We start from the raw sequence: 21,928 nt of genomic DNA, 5'->3' as shown, positions 1-21,928 counted from the left end.
GCTCAGCTGCCCTCCGGCAGGATCAGCATCGCGTCGCCATAGGAGAAAAACCGGTAACCCTGTTCGACCGCATGGCGATACGCGTCGAGCATGTACTCGCGTCCGGCCAGGGCCGATACCAGCATCAGCAACGTCGATTGCGGCAGATGGAAGTTGGTGAGCAACCCGTCAATGCTGCTGAAGCGGTAACCGGGAAAGATGAAAATCTGCGTCTCGCCCGAGAACGGGTGCAGCTCGCCATCCTTGCTGGCGCTTTCCAGCGCACGCACCACCGTGGTGCCGACAGCAATCACCCGGCCGCCATTCGCGCGCACGCGCCGAATCTGCCCGATCAGGTGGGCACCCACGTTGAGCCATTCGCGGTGCATGTGATGATCCTTCAGATCATCCGCACGCACCGGTTGGAACGTACCCGCACCCACGTGCAGGGTGATGTAGCCGAACTCGACGCCGCGTTCGCGCAGAGTGGCCAGCATGGCCTCGTCGAAATGCAGGCCAGCGGTCGGGGCAGCCACGGCGCCTGGCTCGCGCGCGAATACGGTCTGGTAACGCTCCATGTCGCTGGCGTCGGCGTGTCGCTCGATATACGGTGGCAGCGGCATTTCGCCAAGCTTGAGCAGCAGCTTCTCCAGCGGTTCCGGCGCCTCGAAACGCAATCGAAAGAAACCCTCGTCGCGCCCCAGCACCACCGCATGGCTGCCATCAGCCAACTCGATCCGGCCACCCTCCTTCGGCTTCTTGCTCACCCCGAGCTGCACGGTCGCCTCATGCGCACCGGTAACCCGCTCGATCAGGATCTCCACGGCACCGCCGGTATCCTTGCGCCCGTACAGTCGCGCCGGCAGCACGCGCGTGTCATTGAACACCAGCAGATCGCCCGGCCGCAGAAAGTCGGGCAGCTCGCGGAACATGCGGTCCTGCCGTGACTGCCCATGCACGTCGAGCAGCAGCAGGCGACTGGCCGAACGCTCGGGCAACGGCGCCTGCGCGATCAGTTCGGGGGGCAACTCAAAATCGAAATCGGACTTCTTCAAGGGGGTTCGGCCAGCACGCGGAAATGGGTCATTATCCCGCAGCGCGCCGGGCGATGCGCGCAGGACTACAGCCAGCCCTTCTGCCGCGCCAGCCGGTACGCCTCAATGCGGTTGGCGACACCGAGCTTGCCGATCGCCTCGGACAGATAATTGCGCACGGTGCCATGCGACAGGTTCAACTGCGTGGCGATGTCGCCGGCCGACTGGCCTTCACCGGCCAAGCGCAGTACCTGGCGCTCGCGGTCGTTCAACGGGTCGGCTTCCGACCACGCTTCCAGTGCCAACTGCGGATCGATCGCGCGACCGCCGCGATGCACAGTGCGCAACGCCTCGGCGAGATTCTCGGCGGGCGCGTCCTTCAACAGATAACCGGACACGCCAGCATCCAGCGCGCGACGCAGGAAACCAGGCCGCGCGAAGGTCGTGACGATGACTACCTTCATCGGCAGCTCCTGGCGCTGGATGCGCTGCGCCAGTTCCAGTCCGGTCAATCCCGGCATCTCGATATCGGTGACTAACACGTCGGGCTTCAGGCGTTGCAGCTCGCGCCACGCGGCCTCGCCATCGGCGGCCGACCCGAGTACCTCGATGTCCGACTCCAGATTCAGCAGTGCCGACAGTGCGCCGCGCACCATCGCCTGATCTTCGGCCAAAAGAACTCGGATCATGTGATGGCTTCCTGGTGTCCACAGCGGCGAAAGAATGGTGTCGTGGCTAGTGCCGACATGAGCGCGGATCGACTCACGCGACAGGTTGGCCCGGAATCGTGTGCGTCAACGAATCGGCAGGCGCCGGATCCAGCGATGATCGGGATGTTTCAACAAGACGCATGATCGGCAGCGGTATCGCCACCCGCAGGCGCGATCCCTGACCACGCGGCGACTCGAAAGTCAGCGTACCGCCGAGCGCATGCACCCGCTCGCGCATGCCGCACAGGCCATTGCCGTCAATCTCGATGCCACCGCGACCATTGTCGCTGATCTGCATGCAGACGCTGGCCCGCTCGCGCGTCATCTCGATGCGGGCCTGACTGGCATCGGCATGGCGCGCAATATTGGTCACCGCTTCGCGCAATATCAGCGACAGGCCGCGCTCGACGTGGCCCGGCAGGTCGGCGGGCAGCGCGCCGTAATCCAGATGCACCCGCGAGGATTCCAGCAGCAGCCGCGCCGAGGCCAATTCGGCAGCGAGATCGGTGGCGCGGATGCCGGTGACTGCGCTGCGTACTTCGGCCAACGCATGACGTGCCACCTTTTCCGCTTCCTCAACCTCGCGCCGGGCGGCGTCGACATCGCGGTCGAACAACTTGCGCGACAGTTCGAGCTTGAGCGTGATCAGCGACAGGGTATGGCCAAGCAAGTCGTGCAGATCGCGGCCGATCCGTTCACGCTCTGCCGTGGCGGCGAGCCGGCGCACCTCGTCGTGCGAAAGACTGAGGGCGACATCCTTTTCCTTGTGGATCTGTTCAACCATGACAATGGTGCAGATGACGAAGATCGTAACCGGCATGATCACCAGCAACGACGCCGGGTAGCCGATCCGCCAGGCCAGTCCCACGAATATGGCGTTGATCAGCAACACCTGGACCACATAGCTGCGGAAGTGCCGCCTGTCGCAATGGCTCAACATCACGCAGGCGTACACGTAATAGCTCAGACCGCTGTAATACCAGGGCAGCAAGCTGAAACACAGTATCGCCATACCCCACGCGTAGAGATACGCAGTCCGCCGCGGAGCCAGCTGAGTCATGGCGAACAGCAGCAGAAACACCGGATACGAACCCAGCGTGCACAGCAGCCACGTCAGGGTGTAGCCATGCAAGCCGCGATCGAACAGCGGCGTGATGAAGATCCACAGCGACCACAGCAAGTGCACGCTGTCGGCCCATGGCGATTTGCCGCGGCGAAGGTCATCGGCCACGTCGGAATCCGGCGCCGGCGCGAACCATCGGGCAATGAAGGCTGGGATCATGGCAGGGCTTTCCGCGGGTGGCTCGGACTGGACGACATGCTACTTCAACCGTTCCGCCGCAGGCGTCGCGCCGCCAGCAGCAGAAAGCCGACGGCAATGCCGAGCAGCACCAGCACATGCATCAGGATTGCCTCCTTGTTGAGGCCGACTGCCGCCATCGCCACCATGTCGAGGTGATAGCTCGGCCAGATCGGCGCGATCTGCTGCAGGAACTTCGGCAGCATCGGCAGCGGAAACCACAGGCCGGACAGGATCGACATCGGCAGATAGATCAGCTGCAGCACACCGGGTGCACCCTGACCCTTGATCAGGGTGCCGACGAACATGCCCAGCGCGCAGAACGGCAGCACGCCGAGCATGCCAGTGAGCAACAACGCACCGGCATGCAACGGACTCAGCGCTACATGCCCTAGCAACACCGCCATGGTCAGCAGCAACAGGATGACCACCGCGGCGGCGGCCATCGCCATCAGCATCTTGCCCAGCAGATAGGCACCCGGCGGCATCGGCAATGCGCGCTTGAACGTCAGCAGGCCACCATCGCGCTCCAGTGCCAGCGACACGCCGAAACCGAACAGGCCCGGACTCATCACGCCGAACACGCCGTAACTGGCCAACAAATAGCGCGCCGCATCGGCGCCTTCAGACTTCCCCATCAGCACCCCGAAGAACAGGTAGAACATCCCGGGGAACAGCATGATCGGCAGCATGAAGGCTGGCGCGCGCATATAACGCAGACACTCGCTGCGCGCCTCTTCCAGATAGGCGCCGATGACGCGACTGCGCGGCATCGCATTCGTTGTTGCCAGTTCGGTGACAGGGAAAAAGGTTTCCATCTCAGGCGGCCTCGCGCTGGTCGTTATCCGATGCCTCGTCGGCATCGCGGGTGAGTTCGGTGAACGCTTCGGCCAGGCCAGCACGGTGTACCTCCAGTTCGCGCAGATGATGGTCGGCATCAAGCAACCGGCGCACCACGAGTTCGGCATCGGCGGTGGCGATGTACAGGCGTTCCTCGTCCCTACGTACTTCACTGACTTCAGGCCAACCCCTCACTACCTCGAGTGGCAACGCGCTCAGGCAACGGATACGCTTCATTGCTACCCGTGCACGCAGCTCATCGACCGTGCCCTCATGGATCATCCGCCCATGCGCCATCACGCAGACGCGGTCGGCGAGCGCCTCGGCCTCTTCCAGGTAATGCGTGGTCAGCAGCACCGAGCAACCCTCGGCAATCAGCTGGCGGATCGCAGCCCACAGCTTCTGTCGCGCCTCGATGTCCATGCCCACGGTGGGCTCGTCCAGGAACAGCAGTTCGGGTCGACCGCACAGCGCCAGTGCAAATTGCACGCGCCGCTGCTGGCCGCCGGAAAGTTTCGCGTAGGGTCGCTTGAGCAGGTCGGCAATGCCGGCCAGTTCGGCGGTCTCCGCCTGGGTGCGTGGCGCCGGCGGTCAGCCGCAGCAGCTCACCTACCCGCAGGGTTGGCGGCAGCTCGGCGCTCTGCAGCATCACGCCGATGCGCCGACGCGCCTCGATCCGCTGCGGATCCTGGCCGAACAACTCGACCGTACCGGCATCGGCACGGATCAGCCCCAGCAGCAGGCCGATCGCGGTGGTCTTGCCGGCACCGTTGGGACCGAGCAATGCGAGCAATTCGCCGTGCTGCAGGCGCAGGTCGGCGCCATCCAGCGCGATGAGTGGGCCATAGCGTTTGACGGCTCCGTCGAGACGTGCAATCGAATCATGGGAATGCGGCATGCGGGCTCCTCCAGTGCCATCCATCCTGCTCTGGACAAGGCATGGCAGTCAGTCGCCGGCGTCAGTCATCGGGGGTGACAGCCGTCACCCATGGCATTGGCACGGGGTTACGGCCGCAAGCGCCACAAGGTATCCTGTGAGGGATAAGGCTACCTGGAAGGCACTGATTGGGCGGCCCTAAATCTCTGAAAGCATTCAGGAAGCACCCTCTTCGTGCGTTCCGGCATGCATTCACTAATGTCTGCCAGCCCGGCGCTGCATGCCGCCCGGCGAAGCTACGGAGGATTCATCATGGGCGTGATCAACCAGCTGCGCGAACTGCGCGAATTCGGCGGCAAGCCGCGGACCACCGGTCTGGACGATGCCAGCATCGAGCGCATGGCGGCGAACGATCCCCTGCTGGTCCGGGCGATTGCCGAAGCCGTGGCGCGCCATCACGAGTTGCGCGCCGATCTCGGCGATTTCCTCAAGCTGGATGAAGCCGAGCAGTTGAGCCAGGTCCAGTCCGGCTTCGTCAACTTCTACCCGGACGATGCGATCAACCCATATCTCGCTGCGGCGGCGCGCGGTCCGTGGATCGTCACCCTGAAGGGCGCCGTGGTGCACGACAACGGCGGCTACGGCATGCTCGGCTTCGGCCACAACGACCCGGCGATCCTCGAAGCGCTGAGCCGTCCGCAGGTGATGGCCAACGTGATGGCGCCCAGCGTGTCGCAGCTGCGCTTTACCATGGCGCTCGACAAGGAGCTGGGACGCACCCGCGGTGGCAGTCCGTACACGAATTACCTGTGCCTGAATTCCGGCTCCGAATCGGTCTCGCTGGCCTGCCGCATTGCCGACGTCAATGCCAAACTGATGACCGATATCGGTGGTCGCTACGCTGGCCGCACGATCAAGCGCCTCGCGGTAAAAGGTGCCTTCCACGGTCGCACCGACAAGCCGGCGTTGTATTCCGACTCCAGCCGCAAGACCTATCAGCAACACCTGGCCAGCTACCGTCACGAAGACAGCGTGCTCACCGTGGCACCGTATGACATCGCACAGCTGGAAGCAGCGTTCGCCGACGCCGACAAGCACGGCTGGTTCATCGAGGCGATGTTCCTTGAGCCGGTGATGGGCGAAGGCGATCCGGGCCGCGCGGTGACTCCGGAGTTCTACAAGGCGGCGCGCGCGCTGACCGAAGCCCACGGCACCCTGCTGCTGATCGACTCGATCCAGGCTGGCCTGCGCGCACATGGCGTGCTGTCGATCACCGATTACCCCGGCTTCGAGAAGCTGCCGGCACCGGACATGGAAACCTTCTCCAAGGCGCTCAACGCCGGCCAGTATCCGCTGTCGGTGCTGGCGGTCAGCGCGCGTACCGCCGGGCTGTACCGCAAGGGTATCTACGGCAACACCATGACCGCGAACCCACGCGCGCTGGACGTGGCGCTGGCCACGCTGGGCGAGTTGACCGACGACGTGCGCGCCAACATCCGCGAGCGCGGCAAGGAATTCGTCGACAAGCTCAACGCGCTGAAGAACGAGCTCGGCGGCCTGATCACCAAGGTGCAGGGCACCGGCCTGCTGTTCTCCTGCGAGTTGGCCCCGGAGTACAAGTGCTACGGCGCCGATTCCACCGAGGAATACATGCGCGAACACGGCGTCGGCGTTATCCACGGCGGCGTCAACTCGCTGCGATTCACCCCGCACTTCAACGTCACCAGTGCCGAAATCGACCTGGTCGTGGCGCATGTGCGCAAGGCACTCCTGGAAGGACCGCGTAAGGCCAAGGCCGAGGCGGCCTGACCGGTTGGCTCTGCTCCGGCAAACTTAGCAGAGGCTTTACCCGGACCTTGTCCATGGCAATTGCAGTCAGGCTGCGTTGCCATAGATGAATACCGTGTACATCCGATATCCGCCGACCTTCCACGACAGTCGCCAGCCGGCATAGACTTGCCACGCCGGCAGCTGCCGGTCACCTAGGGAGGACTCCACGATGTCGATGTCAGTACGCATGCTGGTCATCAGTGCCGCTTTCGCCTTTGCGGGCACCGCGTTCGCAGCTACGCCGCAGACCAGCGCAGCCGCTCCTGCCGCCAAGACGCTCAGCTCGTCGCAGCAGCGCATGTCTGACTGCAGCAGTGCCGCGAAGGGCAAAAAGGGGGCCGACTACAAGAGCGCGGTAAGCACCTGCATGAAGGGTGGTAGCACGGCCGCGGCAACGCCCGCTGCAGCAGCGCCTGCCGCAGCCGCACCGATGACCGCCAAGCAGACCCAGCAGGAAAAGATGAAGAGCTGCAATGCCCAGGCCAAGACCCAGGCACCGACTGGTGCGGCCCACAAGACCTTCATGAGCAGCTGTCTGAAGGGCAGCGCGGCAGCCGCCGCCACGCCGTAACCCTCGCGTCACCACGTCCTGTACACGCACACATGATCATGCGTGCGTGTACAGGGCTGCTTCGCTAAGCTCCTCGACTGTCGCGCACCATGCGCTGCCTTTGAAGACAGTCACCATGAAGATCGTCGAAGTTCGTCATCCACTGATCCGGCACAAGCTCGGCCTGATGCGTCGCGCCGGCATCAGCACCAAGGAATTCCGCGAGCTGGCCTCCGAGGTCGCCGCGCTGCTCACCTACGAAGCCACCAAGGATCTGGACACCGTCGAGGAACAGATCGCCGGCTGGGCCGGCCCGCTGCAGGTGCACCGGATCAAGGGCAAGAAGATCACCATCGTGCCGATCCTGCGTGCCGGCTTGGGCATGTTGCCTGGCGTGCTCGACATGATCCCGTCGGCCAAGGTCAGCGTGGTCGGCGTGCAGCGTGACGAACACACCTTGCAACCGGTCGCCTATTACGAAAAGCTCAGCGGCCGCATGGACGAGCGCATCGCGCTGATCGTCGACCCGATGCTGGCCACCGCCGGCACCCTGATCGCCGCTGTCGACATGCTGAAAGCGGCCGGCTGCAAACGCATCAAGGGACTGTTTCTGGTCGCCGCACCGGAAGGCCTCCAGCGTATCGAGGCCGCGCATCCGGACATCGAGATCTATACCGCCTCGATCGACGAACGCCTGAACGAGCACGGCTACATCCTGCCCGGCCTCGGCGATGCCGGCGACAAGATCTTCGGCACCAAGCAACTGTCGGCCAATGAATGATGGGAGAGCCGCTCTTGCACGAGCGGCTTGAAGAACTCAGCGGCCGAAACGGTCCGTGGCTTCCACCAGCTCGTGCAGGATGCCCGGCTCGAATGCCGAATGCCCTGCATCCTGAACGATGTGCAGGTCGGCCTCGGGCCACGCACGATGCAGATCCCACGCGCTGCGCAGCGGGCATACCACGTCGTAGCGGCCCTGCACGATCACCGCCGGAATCTTGCGGATGCGATCGACATTGCGCAGCAACTGGTCGTCGTGTTCGAAAAAACCGCCGTTGACGAAGTAATGGCATTCGATGCGCGCGAACGCCAGCGCGAATTCGTCTTCGGCACTGGATTCGATATGCGCCGGATCCTGCCACAGGAAGCTGGTGGCACCCTCCCATACGGACCACGCACGGGCAGCGTCGGTACGCGTCTTCGCGTCGGCGCTGGTCAGCCGCCGATGGTAGGCGCTCATCAGGTCGCCGCGCTCGACTTCCGGAATCGCATCGAGATAGGTCTCCCAGGCATCCGGATACAGCGCATCGCAACCCTTCTGATAGAACCACTCCAGTTCCCAGCGGCGCAACATGAAGATGCCGCGCAGCACCAGCTCGGTCACCTTGTCCGGATGTGTCTGCGCATACGCCAGCGCCAGCGTGGAACCCCACGAACCACCGAACACCTGCCAGCGGTCGATCGCCAGATGCCCGCGCAGACGCTCGATGTCGGCGACCAGATCCCAGGTGGTGTTGTCGGTCAGCTCCGCATGCGGCGTGGACTTGCCGCAACCACGCTGGTCGAACAGCACGATGCGGTAGATCGCCGGATCGAAGAAACGCCGGCACTTCGGATTGGTACCACCACCCGGGCCACCGTGCAGGAACACCACCGGCTTGCCGTTTGGATTGCCGCTCTGCTCGTAATACAGGGTATGCAGCTCGGAAACCTTGAGCATGCCACTGTCAAACGGCTCGATCTCGGGATACAGCGAACGAAGCGGCGGCGACATGACGGCTCCTCAAAACGAACGGACAAGCCGTGCAGATTAACATGGGCCTCGTTTGGAGGCCCTCAGGCGTCAGCAAAAAAGCTTACCCGGATTGAAGATGCCGTTCGGGTCGAACACCTTGCGCACGCCCTGCATCAGCGCGATTTCCGCCGCACTGCGGGTGCTCTCCAGGTAGGCCCGCTTGACCAGCCCGATGCCATGCTCGGCCGAGATGCTGCCACCATGTCGCTGCAGGGTCTCCGCCAGCAACTTGGTGACATGCTCGCATTGCGCAATGAACGCCACTTCGGGCAAGTCTTCCGGCCGCAGCACGTTGATGTGCAGGTTGCCGTCACCGATATGGCCGAACCAGACCACCTCGATCTGCGGATACTCGTGTGCCAGCAACGCCTGCATCTCGTGCAGGAACGCCGGCACTGCGCTGATCCGCACCGACACGTCGTTCTTGTACGGGCGTCGCGATGCCAGGCTCTCCGTGACGCCTTCGCGCAACCGCCAGAGCGCAGCCGCCTGCGCTTCACTTTGCGCGATCACGCCATCGCTGACCCAGCCCTGCTCCAGGGCATGTTCGAATGCCGCCAGTGCGGCGTCCTGCGCTGGTTCGTCATCGGCATCGAACTCGGTCACCACGTAATACGGATAGTCGCCGTCGATGGCCCGCTGTGCCCCGTGCGCCAGCACGTGCTTAAGCGCCACTTCGGTGAAGAACTCGAACGCCTGCAGCTGCAGCCGTTCGCGGAACAGTGCAAACACCCGCATCAAGGCATCCATATCCGGCAACGCCAGCAGCATCACCTGTGACGACGGCGGTGGGTCGGTGAGCTTCAACGTGGCTTCCACCACGATCCCCAGCGTGCCTTCCGAACCGATCATCAGCTGGCGGAAATCGTAGCCGCTGGAGTTCTTGATCAGGCCGCGGTTGAGTTCCAGCAGCTCGCCGTTGCCGGCCACAACCTTCAACCCGACGATCCATTCGCGCGTGTTGCCGTAGCGGATCACCCGGATGCCACCCGCATTGGTGGCGATATTGCCGCCGATCGAGCACGAACCGCGGGCGGCGAAATCGACCGGATAGATCAGGCCATGTGTGTGCGCGGCTTCGTGCACAGTCTGCAGGATGATGCCCGGCTGCACGACAAGCGTGCGATCGACCGCATCGAAATCGAGTACGCGGTTCATGCGCTCCAGGCTGAGCACCAGCTCGCCATTCGCGGCAACCGCCCCGCCGGACAAACCCGTACGGCCGCCCGAGGGTACGATGGCCACGTCTTGCTCGTTGGCCCAGCGCACGATCGCCTGCACCTCGTCGATGCTCGTCGGCAACGCGATGGCCAGTGGTGCTGGCGTCCAGCGCCTGGTCCAGTCACGGCCGTAATGCTCCAGATCCCCCGCTGCCGTGAGCAGGCGCAGATCGGGCAGCCGGCGGGACAGGACGGCAAGGCGGGCGTCAGACATGCAGGACTCCAGAGTGTTCGTACAGCCTGCCAGCCACCTCGCGCCACGTCCAGTGTTGCAGCGCCGCAAATCGTCTCCGGCTCTGGCATAGTAGGAACTCCTTCCTGCCCGGGCCGACGCATGCAAACCTCCTACCCCCGCCAAGACATCAAGGTGTTGCTGCTGGAGGGCGTCAGCGCCAGCGCGGTCGAGAGCTTTCACCGCGCCGGTTACAGTCAGGTCGAACTGCATGCGAAATCGTTGCCGGAGGCCGAGTTGCGGCAGCGCATCGCCGACGCACATATCGTCGGCATCCGTTCGCGCACCCAGCTCAGCGAAGATGTGCTGGCGCAGGCCAAGCGGCTGCTTGCGGTGGGCTGCTTCTGCATCGGAACCAATCAGGTGGATCTGGCCGCTGCCAGAAAGCTCGGCGTGCCGGTGTTCAATGCGCCCTACTCCAATACGCGCAGCGTGGCCGAGCTGGTGATCGCCGAAGCGATCATGCTGTTGCGCGGCATCCCGCAGAAAAATGCACTGTGCCATCGCGGCGGCTGGACCAAGTCCGCCGCCGGCAGCTTCGAAACGCGTGACAAGGTGCTCGGCATCGTCGGCTACGGCCACATCGGCACCCAGATCGGCGTACTGGCCGAGAGCCTTGGCATGCGGGTGATCTTCCACGACATCGAAACCAAGCTTTCGCTGGGCAATGCCCGCGCGGTCTCCAGTCTCGACGAACTGCTCGAACGCGCCGACGTGGTCACCCTGCACGTGCCGGAAACTCCCGCCACGCAGCTGATGATCAGGCGCGAACAACTGGCGAAGATGCGCGCCGGCGCGATGCTGATCAACGCCTCGCGCGGCAGCGTGGTGGACATCGACGCATTGGCCGCGGCGCTGCGTGATGGTCACCTGGCAGGCGCCGCGGTGGATGTCTTCCCGCTCGAACCGAAAGGCAACGACGATGCCTTCGTCTCGCCGCTGGTCGGCATGGACAACGTCATCCTCACCCCGCACATCGGCGGCAGCACGCTGGAGGCGCAGGACAACATCGGCATCGAGGTTGCCAGCAAGCTGATCCGTTACAGCGACAACGGCTCCACCCTGTCGGCGGTGAATTTCCCCGAAGTCACCCTGCCCGAACACCCGCACAGTCGCCGCCTGCTGCACATCCACCGCAACGTGCCAGGCACGCTTTCACGCATCAACGAGCTGTTCTCGGCCGGCAACATCAACATCGATGCACAGTTCCTGCAGACCGACAGCGAGGTCGGCTACGTGGTGATCGATGTCAGTGCCGACGCGCAGCAGGCCAGCGAACTCAAGGGCCAACTGGCGGCGATCCCCGGCACCCTGCGCAGCCGCGTTCTGTATTGATCGCGTGCGGCAGTCCGTGCGCTCGCACGGCTGCCGCACGACCATCCGCATCAAGTGGTGGACGGACGAGGCTTGCCGGGCGAGGCAGGCGTTCTTGCGGCTACCACCTTCTTCGCCGGGGTTTTCGTGGCTGCACGCTTGCCGCCATTCCCGCTCGCTGCAGCTGCCTTGGCTGAGGGCTTTCCAGCCGCCGCATGACGCTGCTCCAGCCGGTGCTGCTCGCGGAACGCCGCGGCATATTCCTTCAGCTCATTGCGCAACTTCGCACTGGTACCAGGCGTGCGATCAATATGCTGCGCCATCCGCTGCATCAGGTCGTAATCGTGATAGTCGCGGTATGGCTTCAGATCGAGATCCGCAGGGACCTTGACCAGGTGTTCGTCGCCGATCGATTTCACGTATTTCTGCATGAAGCGGTCATACGCCTTCCAGGTGATGCGCTCGGCATTCACCGCCGCTTCCTCGGCGCGGGTGGCGATCTGGTGGGCATGCAGATAGTGCAGGCCGAGCTGGTCGATCAGGGTCTTCTCCACTTCCTCATGCAGGATCAGGAAGCGATCCACTTCGACCGTACGGCCACGGAAGGTGAAGCTCTTCGGCAAATGACGGTCGATGTAGATCGTCTTGCCGTCCTGGCTGTAACCAGCGAGGTAGGGAATGTCATGCTCGCGGTCCAGCTTCTTGAGCCGGCGCAGGATCGCGTCCAGCGCACGATCAAGCATCAGCGCCGAGACATACCAGTCAGGCGCCTTCAACTTGATGTGCGGGGCATCCGGATGACAGCTGTTCAACGGCATACGCAACCTCCTGGCTGGACGGATTCCGGCACAGCCTAGCGCGATTGCCTGTGTTGTCGCCTGCGTACAAACGACAACGGCGCCCAAGGGCGCCGTCACGTGATGCTTGCGAATTGGTCGGGGCGGCCGGATTTGAACCGACGACCCTCTGCCCCCCAGGCAGATGCGCTACCAGGCTGCGCTACGCCCCGACTGATCAGCAAGTCCGCAAGTCTAGCAGCTCACCGGGCCATGCCGGAAGCCACGACGAGCAACTGCTTTCAGCGACGCAGCAGCGTCAGCACTTCCTCCAGCTCCAGTCGCACCTGGTGCACGATCTGATGCGACATGCTCGCCTCCAGCCGCGCCTGCGGGCCTTCCAGCCGCGCGCGCGCGCCGGTGATGGTGAAGCCCTCGTCGTAGAGCAGTGAGCGGATCTGGCGGATCATCAGCACGTCATGGCGCTGGTAATAACGTCGGTTGCCGCGGCGCTTGACCGGATTGAGCGCAGGAAATTCCTGCTCCCAGTAACGCAGCACATGGGGCTTCACACCGCAAAGCTCGCCAACCTCACCGATGGTGAAGTAGCGCTTGGCCGGAATGGCGGGCAGTTCTGTGTTATTCCCTTGATCCAGCATAGCCCTCGACTCTTACCTTGAGTTTCTGTCCCGGCCGGAACGTCACCACGCGCCGCGCGGAGATCGGAATCTCCTCGCCGGTTTTCGGGTTGCGCCCCGGTCGCTGGTTCTTCAGCCGCAGATCGAAGTTGCCGAAACCGGACAACTTCACCTGCTCCCCATTTTCCAACGCCTCGCGGACTACCTCGAAGTAGGCGTCCACGAATTCCTTCGCCTCACGCTTGTTGAGGCCTACATCGAGGAACAGCCGCTCGGCCATTTCCGCCTTGGTCAGCGCCATTTCATCCTCGCAGCTTTGCCTTGCATGTCCGCTCCAACGCAGCTATCGCTTCTCGTACGCAACGATCCGCGTCGTCGTCAGTAAGGGTGCGTGAAGCGTCCTGTAAAATCAAGCCCATAGCGAGACTTTTTCGGCCTGCTTCGACCCCTTTGCCGCTGTAGCGATCGAACAGCCGCAGTTCCTGCAGGCGCGCACCCACACTGCCGCGAACGGTTTGCTCGATCTGTGACCAGCTGATTTCTTCCGGCAGATCCATCGCGATGTCCCGGCGCACCGCAGGAAATCGCGGAACCGGTTGCGCCAGCGGCAGGCGCCGAGCCAGCAGCGGCTCCAGCGCCAGCTCCAGCACATGCACGTCGGCGCCCAGATCGAGCGCCTTGGCCAGCTGGGGATGCAGCGCACCGAGATAGCCCACCGTGGCGCCATCGCGCGTCACCCGCGCGCCGCGGCCAGGATGCAGCCAGCCCGGCACATCGGCATGCACCGACCAGCGCTGCGGCTCGCCGCCCCAGGCAATCAGGGCATCCAAGTCACCCTTGAGATCGTGGAAATCGAGCTGACGGGACGGCTCGCCCCATTGTTCGCCACGCGCGTTGCCACAGGCAACGATCGCCAGGCTCGGGGTCTCCACCGGCGGATCACCCGCCGCAAATACCCGGGCCACCTCGAACAGTCGCACGCGCTCCTGCTGGCGAGCCCGGTTATGCCGCAACGCCTCGATCAGGCCCGGCAACAGCGACGGACGCATGATCGCCAGATCCGCGGACAGCGGGTTGGCCAGCGGCACCAATCGTTCGGTGAAGCCCCAGCGCGCCAGCAGCTCGGCGGGAACGAAGGACAGGTTCACCGCCTCGTAGTACCCCCGTGCGGCCAGCTGTTCGCGCAACGCCAACTCGTTGATGCGTGCTTCCGGCTCGATCGCCAGCGCCAGCGCACCGGCCGGCGAATGCGTGGGGATATTGTCGTAGCCGAAGATGCGCGCCACTTCCTCGATGAGGTCTTCCTCGCGCTCGATGTCGAAGCGGCTGCTGGGCGCGGTGATCTGCCATCCCTCGGCATGCACCTCGACCTGCATGCCCAGCGCAGTGAAAATGCGCGCCACTTCGGCATCGGCCACGTCCACGCCCAGCACGCGCTTGAGGCGCGTACGGCGCAGCACCACGGTCGCCGGCTTCGGCAGGTCAGCCAGATTCTCGGCGACCAGCACCGGGCCGGCATGGCCACCGGCGATCGACAGCAACAGCTCGGTGGCACGCTCCAGCGCACGGCGCGGCAACTCCGGATCGACGCCACGCTCGAAACGGTGCGAGGCATCGGTATGCATGCCGAGCTTGCGTGCACGCCCCATGATCGCGGCCGGTGCGAAGTGTGCGGATTCCAAGAAAATGTTGCGGGTGCCATCGGTGACACGCGAGTCGTACCCGCCCATCACGCCAGCCACCGCGAGCGCCTTGTGCTCGTCGGCGATCAACACGAAGCCGGCATCGAGCTTCGCAGCCGATCCATCGAGCAGCTTCAGCGTTTCGCCAGCGTGCGCATGACGCACCACGATGTCGCCTTCGAGCGTGTCGTTGTCGAACGCATGCAGCGGCTGACCCAGTTCCAGCATCACGTAGTTGGTGATGTCGACCACCGCGCTGATCGGGCGCAGACCGGAACGGCGCAGGCGCTCGGCCAGCCACAGCGGGGTCCGCGCAGCCGGGTCGATGCCTTCGACGATGCGGCCCAGATAGCGTGGTGCATCCTTGCCGGCTTCGAGCCGGATGCCACGATGTGCTTCGCTGGTAACTGCTGCGGCAGCCTGTGCGGGCACTTTCACTGCGCTGCCAAACAGCGCTGCAACATCGTGCGCCAGCCCCACTAAGCCCAGGCAGTCGGGACGATTCGGCGTCAGCTTCAGCTCGATGCTGGCATCGGGCAGGCCCAGATATTCAGCGAGCGACTGACCTACTGGCGCATCGAGCGGCAGCTCAAGCAGGCCTGAGGCATCGGCGTCGATGCCCAGCTCCTTCGACGAGCACAGCATGCCGAACGATTCCACACCACGCAGCTTGGCCGCCTTGATCGACATGCCGCCGGGCAGGCTTGCGCCCACCATCGCCAGCGGCACCTTGATGCCGACGCGCGCATTCGGCGCGCCGCAGACGATCTGCAGGAACTCGCCCTGCCCCGCGTCCACCTTGCACACCTGCAGGCGATCGGCTTCGGGATGCTTCTCGGCGGCGACGATCTCGGCCACCACCACGCCGGCCAGGCCTTCGCCCAGCACGGTCAGTTCTTCCACTTCCAGTCCCGCCATGGTCAACGCATGGGCCAGTGCGGCGCGATCGGCCTTGATCTCGACCAGCTCGCGCAGCCAATTCTCGGAAAATTTCATCGTGTCGTTTCCTGCTGACGCTTAGGCGAACTGCTTGAGGAAGCGCAGATCGTTCTCGAAGAACGCGCGCAGATCGGAGACGCCGTAACGCAACATCGCAAAGCGCTCCACGCCCAAGCCGAAGGCAAAGCCGGTGTAGCGCTCCGGATCGATGCCGCAGTTCGCCAGCACGGTCGGATGCACCATGCCGCAGCCCAGCACCTCCAGCCAGCGCGTGCCGCCGTCTGAGCCGCTTTGATCAGGCTCGGTCCAGCGGATATCCACCTCGGCCGATGGCTCGGTGAAGGGGAAATAGCTGGGGCGAAAACGCATCTCGAAATCGCGCTCGAAGAACGCACGGATAAACTCGGCCAGCGTGCCCTTGAGGTCGGCAAAGCTCGAAGTCTCATCGACCAGCAGGCCTTCGATCTGATGGAACATCGGCGAATGGGTCTGATCCGAATCGCTGCGATAGACCTTGCCCGGCGCGATGATGCGGATCGGCGGCTGGCGCCCCTTCATCGAGCGGATCTGCACCGGCGAGGTATGCGTGCGCAACAGACGCCCGTCGCCGAAGTAGAAGGTGTCGTGCATGGCGCGCGCCGGGTGGTGCGGCGGGAAATTCAGCGCCTCGAAGTTGTGCCAATCGTCCTCGATCTCCGGACCGTCGGCACGCTGGTAGCCGAGTCGCGCAAAAATCGCGCTGATGCGCTCCAGCGCACGCGTGATCGGGTGGATGCCGCCGCGTTCACCGTCACGCCCTGGCAGGCTGATGTCGAGTTTCTCGGATGCCAGCCGACGATCCAGCTCGGCCTGCTCCAGCACCTGTTTGCGTGCGGTCAGCGCATCGGCGAGGCGATCCTTGACCTTGTTCACCTCGGCACCACGCGCCTTGCGCTCGTCAGGCGCCAACGCACCCAGCGCCCTCAATGCGGCGGTGACAATGCCGCTCTTGCCCAGCAGGCTGACGCGCAGTGCATCAAGCGCCTCCAGCGTGTCGGCCCTGTCTATTTCGGCCAGCGCCTGCGCGGCGCGGCTGTCCAGATCATCCATCGATGCGATTCCGGCTTGAGGATCCACAGAAACGAAAACGGGGAGGAGACCATGGCCTCCTCCCCGCTTGCTTTACATCATATCGCGCTGACGCAGGAGCGTCCGACGATCAAGCGGCCAGACTGGCCTTCGCTTTCTCGGCAATCACGCCAAATGCCTTGATGTCGTGCACGGCGATGTCGGCCAGCACCTTGCGGTCAACCGTGATCCCGGCCTTGCTCAGGCCATTGATCAGGCGGCTGTAGGACAGGCCGAACATGCGCGCAGCGGCGTTGATACGGACGATCCACAGGGCACGGAACTGACGCTTGCGCTGCTTGCGGCCGATATAGGCGTACTGACCAGCCTTGATGACGGCCTGGTTGGCAACGCGGAAGACCTTGCGGCGGGCGTTGTAATAGCCCTTGGCACGACCGATGATTTTCTTGTGACGACGACGGGCGGTAACGCCACGCTTTACACGAGCCATGGTTTATCTCCTCGCCTTACAAGTACGGCAACATGCGTGCTACACCCTTGGTGTCGCAAGCCTTGACGTGGTTGGTGGCACGGAGACCGCGCTTACGCTTGGTCGACTTTTTGGTCAGGATGTGCGACTTGAACGCGTGGCCTGCCTTGAACTTGCCCGACGCGGTCTTGCGAAAACGCTTCGCCGCCGCCCGGTTGGTCTTGATCTTGGGCATCAGAATGCTCCGTATCTGGTTTCTGACTGATCAGGCGGTGACCATTCCCGAAGGAATCGAGCCACACTTTCCGTCCTGCCACGATCGGTTCACGACCCTTCCATGCGGGTCGAACCGGTGATTATACGGATTAAACCTGCCGGATACCAGAGAGGAGATGCAAAACGGCGACCTGGAGGTCGCCGTTCGCCTTACTGCTTCTTCTTGGGGCCGATCATCATGACCATCTGGCGCCCTTCGAGCCGTGGAAACGACTCGATCTGGCCGTTCTCGCCAACGTCTTCCTGGATCTTCTTGGCCAGGTTCTGGCCCAGATCCTGATGTGACATCTCGCGACCGCGGAAGCGGATGGTGACCTTGACCTTGTCGCCTTCCTCGAGGAAGCGAAGCATGTTGCGCAGCTTGATCTGGTAGTCGCCCACGTCCGTGACCGGGCGGAACTTCACTTCCTTGATTTCGACCTGCTTCTGCTTCTTCTTGGCGGCCTGCGCCTTCTTCTGGGCTTCGAACTTGAACTTGCCGTAATCCATGATGCGGCAGACCGGCGGGTCGCCGTTCGGCTGGATCTCGACCAGATCCATGCCCGCTTCCTGCGCCAGTGCCAGCGCTTCGTCACGGGTCAGGATACCTAGCTGCTCGGCATCGGCGCCGATTACACGCACCCGCGGAACGCGGATTTCCAGGTTACGACGATTGCCCTTGTTGTCGGTGGTAGCGATACCACGATCCTCCAGAAGAAGTAATGAAACTGACCGCTCGGCGCTCAGCGCCGGGTTTCGGTCACCAGTCGCTCAACGAAATCGGCCAGCGGCATGCTGCCCAGATCCTCACCCGAGCGGGTACGCACGGAAACCGCACCTGTCTCTTTCTCGCGGTCACCGACCACGAGGAGATAAGGCACTTTCTGCATCGTATGCTCGCGGATTTTATAGCCGACTTTCTCGTTGCGCAAATCCGATTGTACCCGGAAACCTTTGTCGACAAGGGTTTGCGTCACCTGACTGACGTAATCGCCCTGTGCATCGGTAATATTCAGCACCACTGCCTGTACCGGGGCCAGCCAAGGCGGCAGCAGGCCGGCGTGATGCTCGATCAGGATGCCGATGAAGCGCTCCATCGAGCCCACGATGGCCCGGTGCAGCATCACCGGATGCTGTTTCTGCGAGTGCTCGTCCACATATTCGGCGTCCAGGCGCTCGGGCATCATGAAATCGACCTGCATGGTGCCGACCTGCCAGGCGCGGCCGATCGAGTCCTTCAGGTGGTACTCGATCTTGGGGGCGTAGAACGCGCCCTCACCCGGCAACTCTTCCCATTCGACGCCAGCCGCGCGCAGGGCGCGACGCAGCATTTCCTCGGTGCGATCCCAGAACTCGTCGGAACCGATGCGCTTCTCCGGCCGCAATGCAAGCTTGATCGCCAGATCGGTGAAGCCGAAGTCGGCATAGACCTTCATCGCCTGCAGATGGAACGCGGTAACTTCCGCCTCGACCTGATCCGGCGTGCAGAAGATGTGGCCATCGTCCTGGGTGAATGCGCGCACGCGCATGATGCCGTGCAGCGCGCCGGACGGCTCGTTGCGGTGGCAGCCGCCGAACTCGCCATAACGGATCGGCAACTCGCGGTAACTGTGCAGGCCGGTGTTGAACACCTGCACGTGGCCCGGGCAGTTCATCGGCTTCAGTGCGAACGTGTGCTTCTCCGACTCGGTGAAGAACATGTTTTCGGCATAGTTGTCCCAGTGCCCGGACTTCTTCCACAACGACACGTCCAGCACCATCGGGCAACGCACTTCCTGGTAGCCGCTCTTACGGTACACGCCGCGCATGTACTGCTCGACCTGCTGCCAGATCGCCCAGCCGTTCGGGTGCCAGAACACCATGCCCGGGCTTTCCTCCTGCTGGTGGAACAGGTCGAGCTGCTTGCCGATCTTGCGGTGGTCGCGCTTCTCGGCCTCCTCCAGTTGGTACAGGTAGGCCTTCAGATCTTTCTCGTTCAGCCACGCCGTGCCGTAGATGCGCGACAACATCGCGTTGTTGGAATCGCCGCGCCAATAGGCGCCGGCCACCTTCATCAGCTTGAACGCGCGCAGCTTGCCGGTGTTCGGCACGTGCGGACCGCGGCACAGGTCGGTGAACTCGCCCTGCGAATACAGCGACAACGGTTCGCCGGACGGAATCGACTCGATGATCTCGGCCTTGTAGTTCTCGCCCATCCCGTGGAAGAACGCCACCGCCTCGTCGCGTGATTTCACGCTGCGCGTAACCGGCAACTGCTCGGCGACGATCTTCTCCATCTCTGCCTCGATCTTCGGCAGGTCCTCTGGCGTGAACGGACGTTCGTAGGCAAAGTCGTAGTAGAAGCCGTTGTCGATCACCGGACCGATCGTCACCTGCGCGCCGGGGAACAGGCGCTGTACCGCCTGGCCCATCAGGTGCGCGGTGGAATGGCGCAAGATCTCCAGCGCCTCGGGGCTCTTGTCGGTGATGATCTGCAGGCTGGCGTCATGCTCGATCGGGAAGCTGGCATCTACCAGCTGGCCATCGACCTTGCCAGCCAGGGTTGCCTTGGCCAGACCGGCGCCAATCGAGGCGGCCACGTCCTGCACGGTAACGGGGTGCTCGAACGGCCGCTTGCTGCCGTCGGGTAGCGTGATTTCAATCATGGGAACCATTCTCTGAAAAGCAAAAAAGGGCCTGACGCCCTTTCTCGGAAAAACACGAAGGCGTGGTGGATTCAGCAATAAGCGTGAGTAGTTGCCATGTCACACACTCGGCCGGCGCAAGACGCGGACCACCTCGTCATGGATGGATATCGTTGAAACGCTAGTTTAGCTCAAATTGCCTGTCAATCCTCACGCCGGCAGCCGCTCGGGCTGTGCTTGGGCGATAGAATGGATCCGACATCTCAAGGACAGTCCATGCGCATCCTGGTCACCGGCACCGCCGGCTTCATTGGCGCCGCCCTGGCGCAGCGCCTGCTGGGTCGCGGCGATGTGGTCCACGGCTTCGACAATCACAACAACTACTACGATCCGGCGTTGAAGGAAGCACGACTGGCGCGCTTTGCCGATCATCCGAACTACACCCATCAGCGCGCCGATCTGGCCGATGCTGCCGCGGTGGACCACGCGTTCGCCACATTCAAGCCGCAGCGGGTGGTGAATCTCGCCGCGCAGGCTGGCGTGCGCTATTCGCTGCAGAATCCGCGCGCCTACGTGCAGAGCAATCTGGCCGGCTTCGTCAACATCCTCGAAGGCTGCCGGCATGGCAAGGTCGAGCATCTGGTCTATGCCTCCTCCAGTTCCGTCTACGGCGCCAATCGCAAACTGCCATTCGCAGTGGAGGACGCAGTCGATCACCCGGTCAGCCTCTACGCCGCCAGCAAGAAGGCGAATGAGCTGATGGCCCATACCTATAGCCATCTGTACGGCCTGCCCACCACCGGTTTGCGCTTCTTCACCGTCTACGGACCATGGGGCCGACCCGATATGTCGCCGATCCTGTTCGCCGACCGGATCAGTCGGGGTGAGCCGATCGACGTGTTCAACCACGGCAACCACAGCCGTGACTTCACCTATATCGACGACATCGTCGAGGGCGTGATCCGCGCGCTCGATCATCCAGCCGAACCCGATCCTGCGTACAACGCGGAGCTGCCGAACCCGGGCACATCGAGTGCGCCGTACCGCGTCTACAACATCGGCAACGACCAGCCCGTGCAGCTGCTGCGCTTCATCGAGCTGCTGGAACAGAACCTCGGCCGTACCGTCGAAAAGCGTCTGCTGCCGATGCAGCCAGGTGATGTACCCGATACCTGGGCCGATGTGTCTGCGTTGCGCCGGGATGTCGGCTATGCGCCGAATACCAGTATCGAGCAAGGCGTCGCGAACTTCGTCGCGTGGTACCGCGAGTATCACGCCAAGGCTTGATGGCGCCGTCGAGGCAAGCCTCAGAACGGCTTGGCGATCACCAGGTAGATCACGCCGAGCAAGAGCAGCACAGGCAACTCGTTGAACCAGCGCAAGGTACGTGACGAGGGCAGTGCACCGCCCTTCTCGCTGCGCTTGAGCATGCGTCCGGCCCATATGAAGTACGCCAGCAGCACCACCACCAGGGTCAACTTGGCCTCGATCCAGTGCATCGAGGTGGTGACGTTCGGCAATGCCTGCGGAAAAACCCGCCAGCCCTGCCACAGCGTCAAGCCGAACAGGAACGCGAGGCCGAACATGTTGTGGCCGAACTTGTACAGCCGCCGCCCCATCAGCTGCAGCCGCGCCTGCACGGCCGGCTCACCGGCCGACTCGGCCAGGTTCACCAGGATGCGGGGCAGGTAGAACACCGTCGCCATCCAGGCAATGACGAACAACAGGTGCAACGATTTGATCAGCAGATAGGTCACAACGGGATCGCCAGCGGGAGCTGCCCAAGCGCAGCATCG

At 63.4% G+C, this 21,928-nt stretch carries 21 protein-coding genes, 1 tRNA gene and 1 pseudogene; 5 read left to right on the top strand and 18 right to left on the bottom strand.

What is annotated here, in order from left to right; translation table 11 throughout:
• Positions 1–2 precede the first annotated feature (2 nt).
• From queA to B0E50_RS16515, 5 genes and pseudogenes are all read right to left on the bottom strand, one after another.
• On the bottom strand, positions 3–1,034 hold the full coding sequence (gene queA / locus B0E50_RS16535; protein ID WP_077442407.1) for a tRNA preQ1(34) S-adenosylmethionine ribosyltransferase-isomerase QueA: 1,032 nt from the start codon (positions 1,032–1,034) through the stop codon (positions 3–5).
• A gap of 65 nt (positions 1,035–1,099) precedes the next feature.
• Positions 1,100–1,702: a response regulator transcription factor gene (locus tag B0E50_RS16530; protein WP_077442406.1), complete on the bottom strand. Its 603-nt coding sequence runs from the start codon at positions 1,700–1,702 to the stop codon at positions 1,100–1,102.
• A 73-nt stretch (positions 1,703–1,775) separates the two neighbouring features.
• A complete protein-coding gene (locus B0E50_RS16525) occupies positions 1,776–3,005 on the bottom strand; it encodes a sensor histidine kinase (protein WP_077442405.1) in 1,230 nt (409 codons plus the stop codon).
• A gap of 44 nt (positions 3,006–3,049) precedes the next feature.
• Positions 3,050–3,841, bottom strand: coding sequence for an ABC transporter permease (locus tag B0E50_RS16520; RefSeq protein WP_077442404.1), 792 nt, complete (start codon positions 3,839–3,841; stop codon positions 3,050–3,052).
• Between the two features lies 1 nt (position 3,842).
• A pseudogene (locus B0E50_RS16515) lies at positions 3,843–4,761 on the bottom strand (ABC transporter ATP-binding protein).
• Between the two features lie 291 nt (positions 4,762–5,052).
• Between B0E50_RS16515 and B0E50_RS16510 the strand changes: the two are divergent.
• The 3 genes from B0E50_RS16510 (at position 5,053) to upp (ending at position 7,901) form a co-directional block, all read left to right on the top strand.
• Positions 5,053–6,549 (top strand): aminotransferase class III-fold pyridoxal phosphate-dependent enzyme, encoded by a 1,497-nt coding sequence (locus B0E50_RS16510; RefSeq protein ID WP_077442658.1) that lies wholly within the window; start codon positions 5,053–5,055, stop codon positions 6,547–6,549.
• Positions 6,550–6,739: 190 nt separating this feature from the next.
• Positions 6,740–7,141, top strand: coding sequence for a PsiF family protein (locus B0E50_RS16505; protein ID WP_077442403.1), 402 nt, complete (start codon positions 6,740–6,742; stop codon positions 7,139–7,141).
• 115 nt (positions 7,142–7,256) lie between these two features.
• The gene (gene upp / locus B0E50_RS16500; protein WP_077442402.1) at positions 7,257–7,901 is read left to right on the top strand and encodes a uracil phosphoribosyltransferase; all 645 of its coding nucleotides are present in this window, start codon (positions 7,257–7,259) and stop codon (positions 7,899–7,901) included.
• A 36-nt stretch (positions 7,902–7,937) separates the two neighbouring features.
• Here the strand turns inward: upp and pip are convergent, their stop codons facing one another.
• Positions 7,938–8,894, bottom strand: coding sequence for a prolyl aminopeptidase (pip, locus tag B0E50_RS16495; protein WP_077442401.1), 957 nt, complete (start codon positions 8,892–8,894; stop codon positions 7,938–7,940).
• Between the two features lie 69 nt (positions 8,895–8,963).
• On the bottom strand, positions 8,964–10,349 hold the full coding sequence (locus B0E50_RS16490; protein ID WP_077442400.1) for an FAD-binding oxidoreductase: 1,386 nt from the start codon (positions 10,347–10,349) through the stop codon (positions 8,964–8,966).
• Positions 10,350–10,469: 120 nt separating this feature from the next.
• Here B0E50_RS16490 and serA point away from each other — a divergent pair, with 120 nt between their 5' ends.
• Positions 10,470–11,702, top strand: a complete 1,233-nt coding sequence (gene serA, locus B0E50_RS16485; protein ID WP_077442399.1) for a phosphoglycerate dehydrogenase — start codon at positions 10,470–10,472, stop codon at positions 11,700–11,702.
• A gap of 50 nt (positions 11,703–11,752) precedes the next feature.
• Here the strand turns inward: serA and B0E50_RS16480 are convergent, their stop codons facing one another.
• The 10 genes from B0E50_RS16480 to thrS form a co-directional block, all read right to left on the bottom strand.
• Positions 11,753–12,499, bottom strand: a complete 747-nt coding sequence (locus B0E50_RS16480; protein ID WP_077442398.1) for a hypothetical protein — start codon at positions 12,497–12,499, stop codon at positions 11,753–11,755.
• A 114-nt stretch (positions 12,500–12,613) separates the two neighbouring features.
• Positions 12,614–12,690: transfer RNA gene (locus B0E50_RS16475), tRNA-Pro, on the bottom strand.
• Between the two features lie 69 nt (positions 12,691–12,759).
• A complete protein-coding gene (locus B0E50_RS16470) occupies positions 12,760–13,116 on the bottom strand; it encodes a MerR family transcriptional regulator (protein ID WP_077442397.1) in 357 nt (118 codons plus the stop codon).
• A complete protein-coding gene (ihfA, locus tag B0E50_RS16465) occupies positions 13,097–13,396 on the bottom strand; it encodes an integration host factor subunit alpha (RefSeq protein ID WP_077442396.1) in 300 nt (99 codons plus the stop codon). Before ihfA ends, B0E50_RS16470 begins: the two co-directional genes overlap by 20 nt.
• A 1-nt stretch (position 13,397) precedes the next feature.
• Positions 13,398–15,773: a phenylalanine--tRNA ligase subunit beta gene (gene pheT / locus B0E50_RS16460; protein ID WP_077442395.1), complete on the bottom strand. Its 2,376-nt coding sequence runs from the start codon at positions 15,771–15,773 to the stop codon at positions 13,398–13,400.
• 21 nt (positions 15,774–15,794) lie between these two features.
• A complete protein-coding gene (pheS, locus tag B0E50_RS16455) occupies positions 15,795–16,805 on the bottom strand; it encodes a phenylalanine--tRNA ligase subunit alpha (protein ID WP_077442394.1) in 1,011 nt (336 codons plus the stop codon).
• A 109-nt stretch (positions 16,806–16,914) separates the two neighbouring features.
• Positions 16,915–17,274 (bottom strand): 50S ribosomal protein L20, encoded by a 360-nt coding sequence (gene rplT / locus B0E50_RS16450; protein ID WP_007804486.1) that lies wholly within the window; start codon positions 17,272–17,274, stop codon positions 16,915–16,917.
• Positions 17,275–17,290: 16 nt separating this feature from the next.
• Positions 17,291–17,488, bottom strand: coding sequence for a 50S ribosomal protein L35 (rpmI, locus tag B0E50_RS16445; RefSeq protein ID WP_038615747.1), 198 nt, complete (start codon positions 17,486–17,488; stop codon positions 17,291–17,293).
• Positions 17,489–17,679: 191 nt separating this feature from the next.
• Positions 17,680–18,207 carry a translation initiation factor IF-3 gene (infC, locus tag B0E50_RS16440; RefSeq protein WP_077442393.1) on the bottom strand — a complete coding sequence of 176 codons (528 nt, stop codon included), beginning with the start codon at positions 18,205–18,207 and terminating at the stop codon, positions 17,680–17,682.
• A 44-nt stretch (positions 18,208–18,251) separates the two neighbouring features.
• Positions 18,252–20,153 (bottom strand): threonine--tRNA ligase, encoded by a 1,902-nt coding sequence (gene thrS / locus B0E50_RS16435; RefSeq protein ID WP_077442392.1) that lies wholly within the window; start codon positions 20,151–20,153, stop codon positions 18,252–18,254.
• 255 nt (positions 20,154–20,408) lie between these two features.
• On the opposite strand from thrS, the gene B0E50_RS16430 reads away from it, so the two are divergent.
• Positions 20,409–21,419 carry an NAD-dependent epimerase gene (locus tag B0E50_RS16430; RefSeq protein WP_077442391.1) on the top strand — a complete coding sequence of 337 codons (1,011 nt, stop codon included), beginning with the start codon at positions 20,409–20,411 and terminating at the stop codon, positions 21,417–21,419.
• A gap of 20 nt (positions 21,420–21,439) precedes the next feature.
• On the opposite strand, the gene B0E50_RS16425 is transcribed toward B0E50_RS16430, so the two are convergent.
• Positions 21,440–21,889, bottom strand: coding sequence for a CopD family protein (locus B0E50_RS16425; protein ID WP_077442390.1), 450 nt, complete (start codon positions 21,887–21,889; stop codon positions 21,440–21,442).
• Positions 21,890–21,928 lie beyond the last annotated feature (39 nt).

This window comes from Rhodanobacter sp. C01 (genome assembly GCF_002001045.1).
Taxonomy (GTDB): domain Bacteria; phylum Pseudomonadota; class Gammaproteobacteria; order Xanthomonadales; family Rhodanobacteraceae; genus Rhodanobacter.
This window is presented reverse-complemented; position numbering and strand designations above follow the sequence as displayed.

Bases quoted from the DNA above. Each gene is read 5' to 3' on its own strand.
- B0E50_RS16480 (WP_077442398.1), bottom strand. From the start codon at position 12,499: ATGCCGTTGAACAGCTGTCATCCGGATGCCCCGCACATCAAGTTGAAG.
- B0E50_RS16505 (WP_077442403.1), top strand. From the start codon at position 6,740: ATGTCGATGTCAGTACGCATGCTGGTCATCAGTGCCGCTTTCGCCTTT.
- pip (WP_077442401.1), bottom strand. From the start codon at position 8,894: ATGTCGCCGCCGCTTCGTTCGCTGTATCCCGAGATCGAGCCGTTTGAC.
- pheT (WP_077442395.1), bottom strand. From the start codon at position 15,773: ATGAAATTTTCCGAGAATTGGCTGCGCGAGCTGGTCGAGATCAAGGCC.
- thrS (WP_077442392.1), bottom strand. From the start codon at position 20,153: ATGATTGAAATCACGCTACCCGACGGCAGCAAGCGGCCGTTCGAGCAC.
- ihfA (WP_077442396.1), bottom strand. From the start codon at position 13,396: ATGGCGCTGACCAAGGCGGAAATGGCCGAGCGGCTGTTCCTCGATGTA.
- B0E50_RS16490 (WP_077442400.1), bottom strand. From the start codon at position 10,349: ATGTCTGACGCCCGCCTTGCCGTCCTGTCCCGCCGGCTGCCCGATCTG.
- serA (WP_077442399.1), top strand. From the start codon at position 10,470: ATGCAAACCTCCTACCCCCGCCAAGACATCAAGGTGTTGCTGCTGGAG.
- rpmI (WP_038615747.1), bottom strand. From the start codon at position 17,488: ATGCCCAAGATCAAGACCAACCGGGCGGCGGCGAAGCGTTTTCGCAAG.
- B0E50_RS16520 (WP_077442404.1), bottom strand. From the start codon at position 3,841: ATGGAAACCTTTTTCCCTGTCACCGAACTGGCAACAACGAATGCGATG.
- B0E50_RS16430 (WP_077442391.1), top strand. From the start codon at position 20,409: ATGCGCATCCTGGTCACCGGCACCGCCGGCTTCATTGGCGCCGCCCTG.
- upp (WP_077442402.1), top strand. From the start codon at position 7,257: ATGAAGATCGTCGAAGTTCGTCATCCACTGATCCGGCACAAGCTCGGC.
- B0E50_RS16530 (WP_077442406.1), bottom strand. From the start codon at position 1,702: ATGATCCGAGTTCTTTTGGCCGAAGATCAGGCGATGGTGCGCGGCGCA.
- B0E50_RS16510 (WP_077442658.1), top strand. From the start codon at position 5,053: ATGGGCGTGATCAACCAGCTGCGCGAACTGCGCGAATTCGGCGGCAAG.
- B0E50_RS16470 (WP_077442397.1), bottom strand. From the start codon at position 13,116: ATGCTGGATCAAGGGAATAACACAGAACTGCCCGCCATTCCGGCCAAG.
- B0E50_RS16525 (WP_077442405.1), bottom strand. From the start codon at position 3,005: ATGATCCCAGCCTTCATTGCCCGATGGTTCGCGCCGGCGCCGGATTCC.
- pheS (WP_077442394.1), bottom strand. From the start codon at position 16,805: ATGGATGATCTGGACAGCCGCGCCGCGCAGGCGCTGGCCGAAATAGAC.
- rplT (WP_007804486.1), bottom strand. From the start codon at position 17,274: ATGGCTCGTGTAAAGCGTGGCGTTACCGCCCGTCGTCGTCACAAGAAA.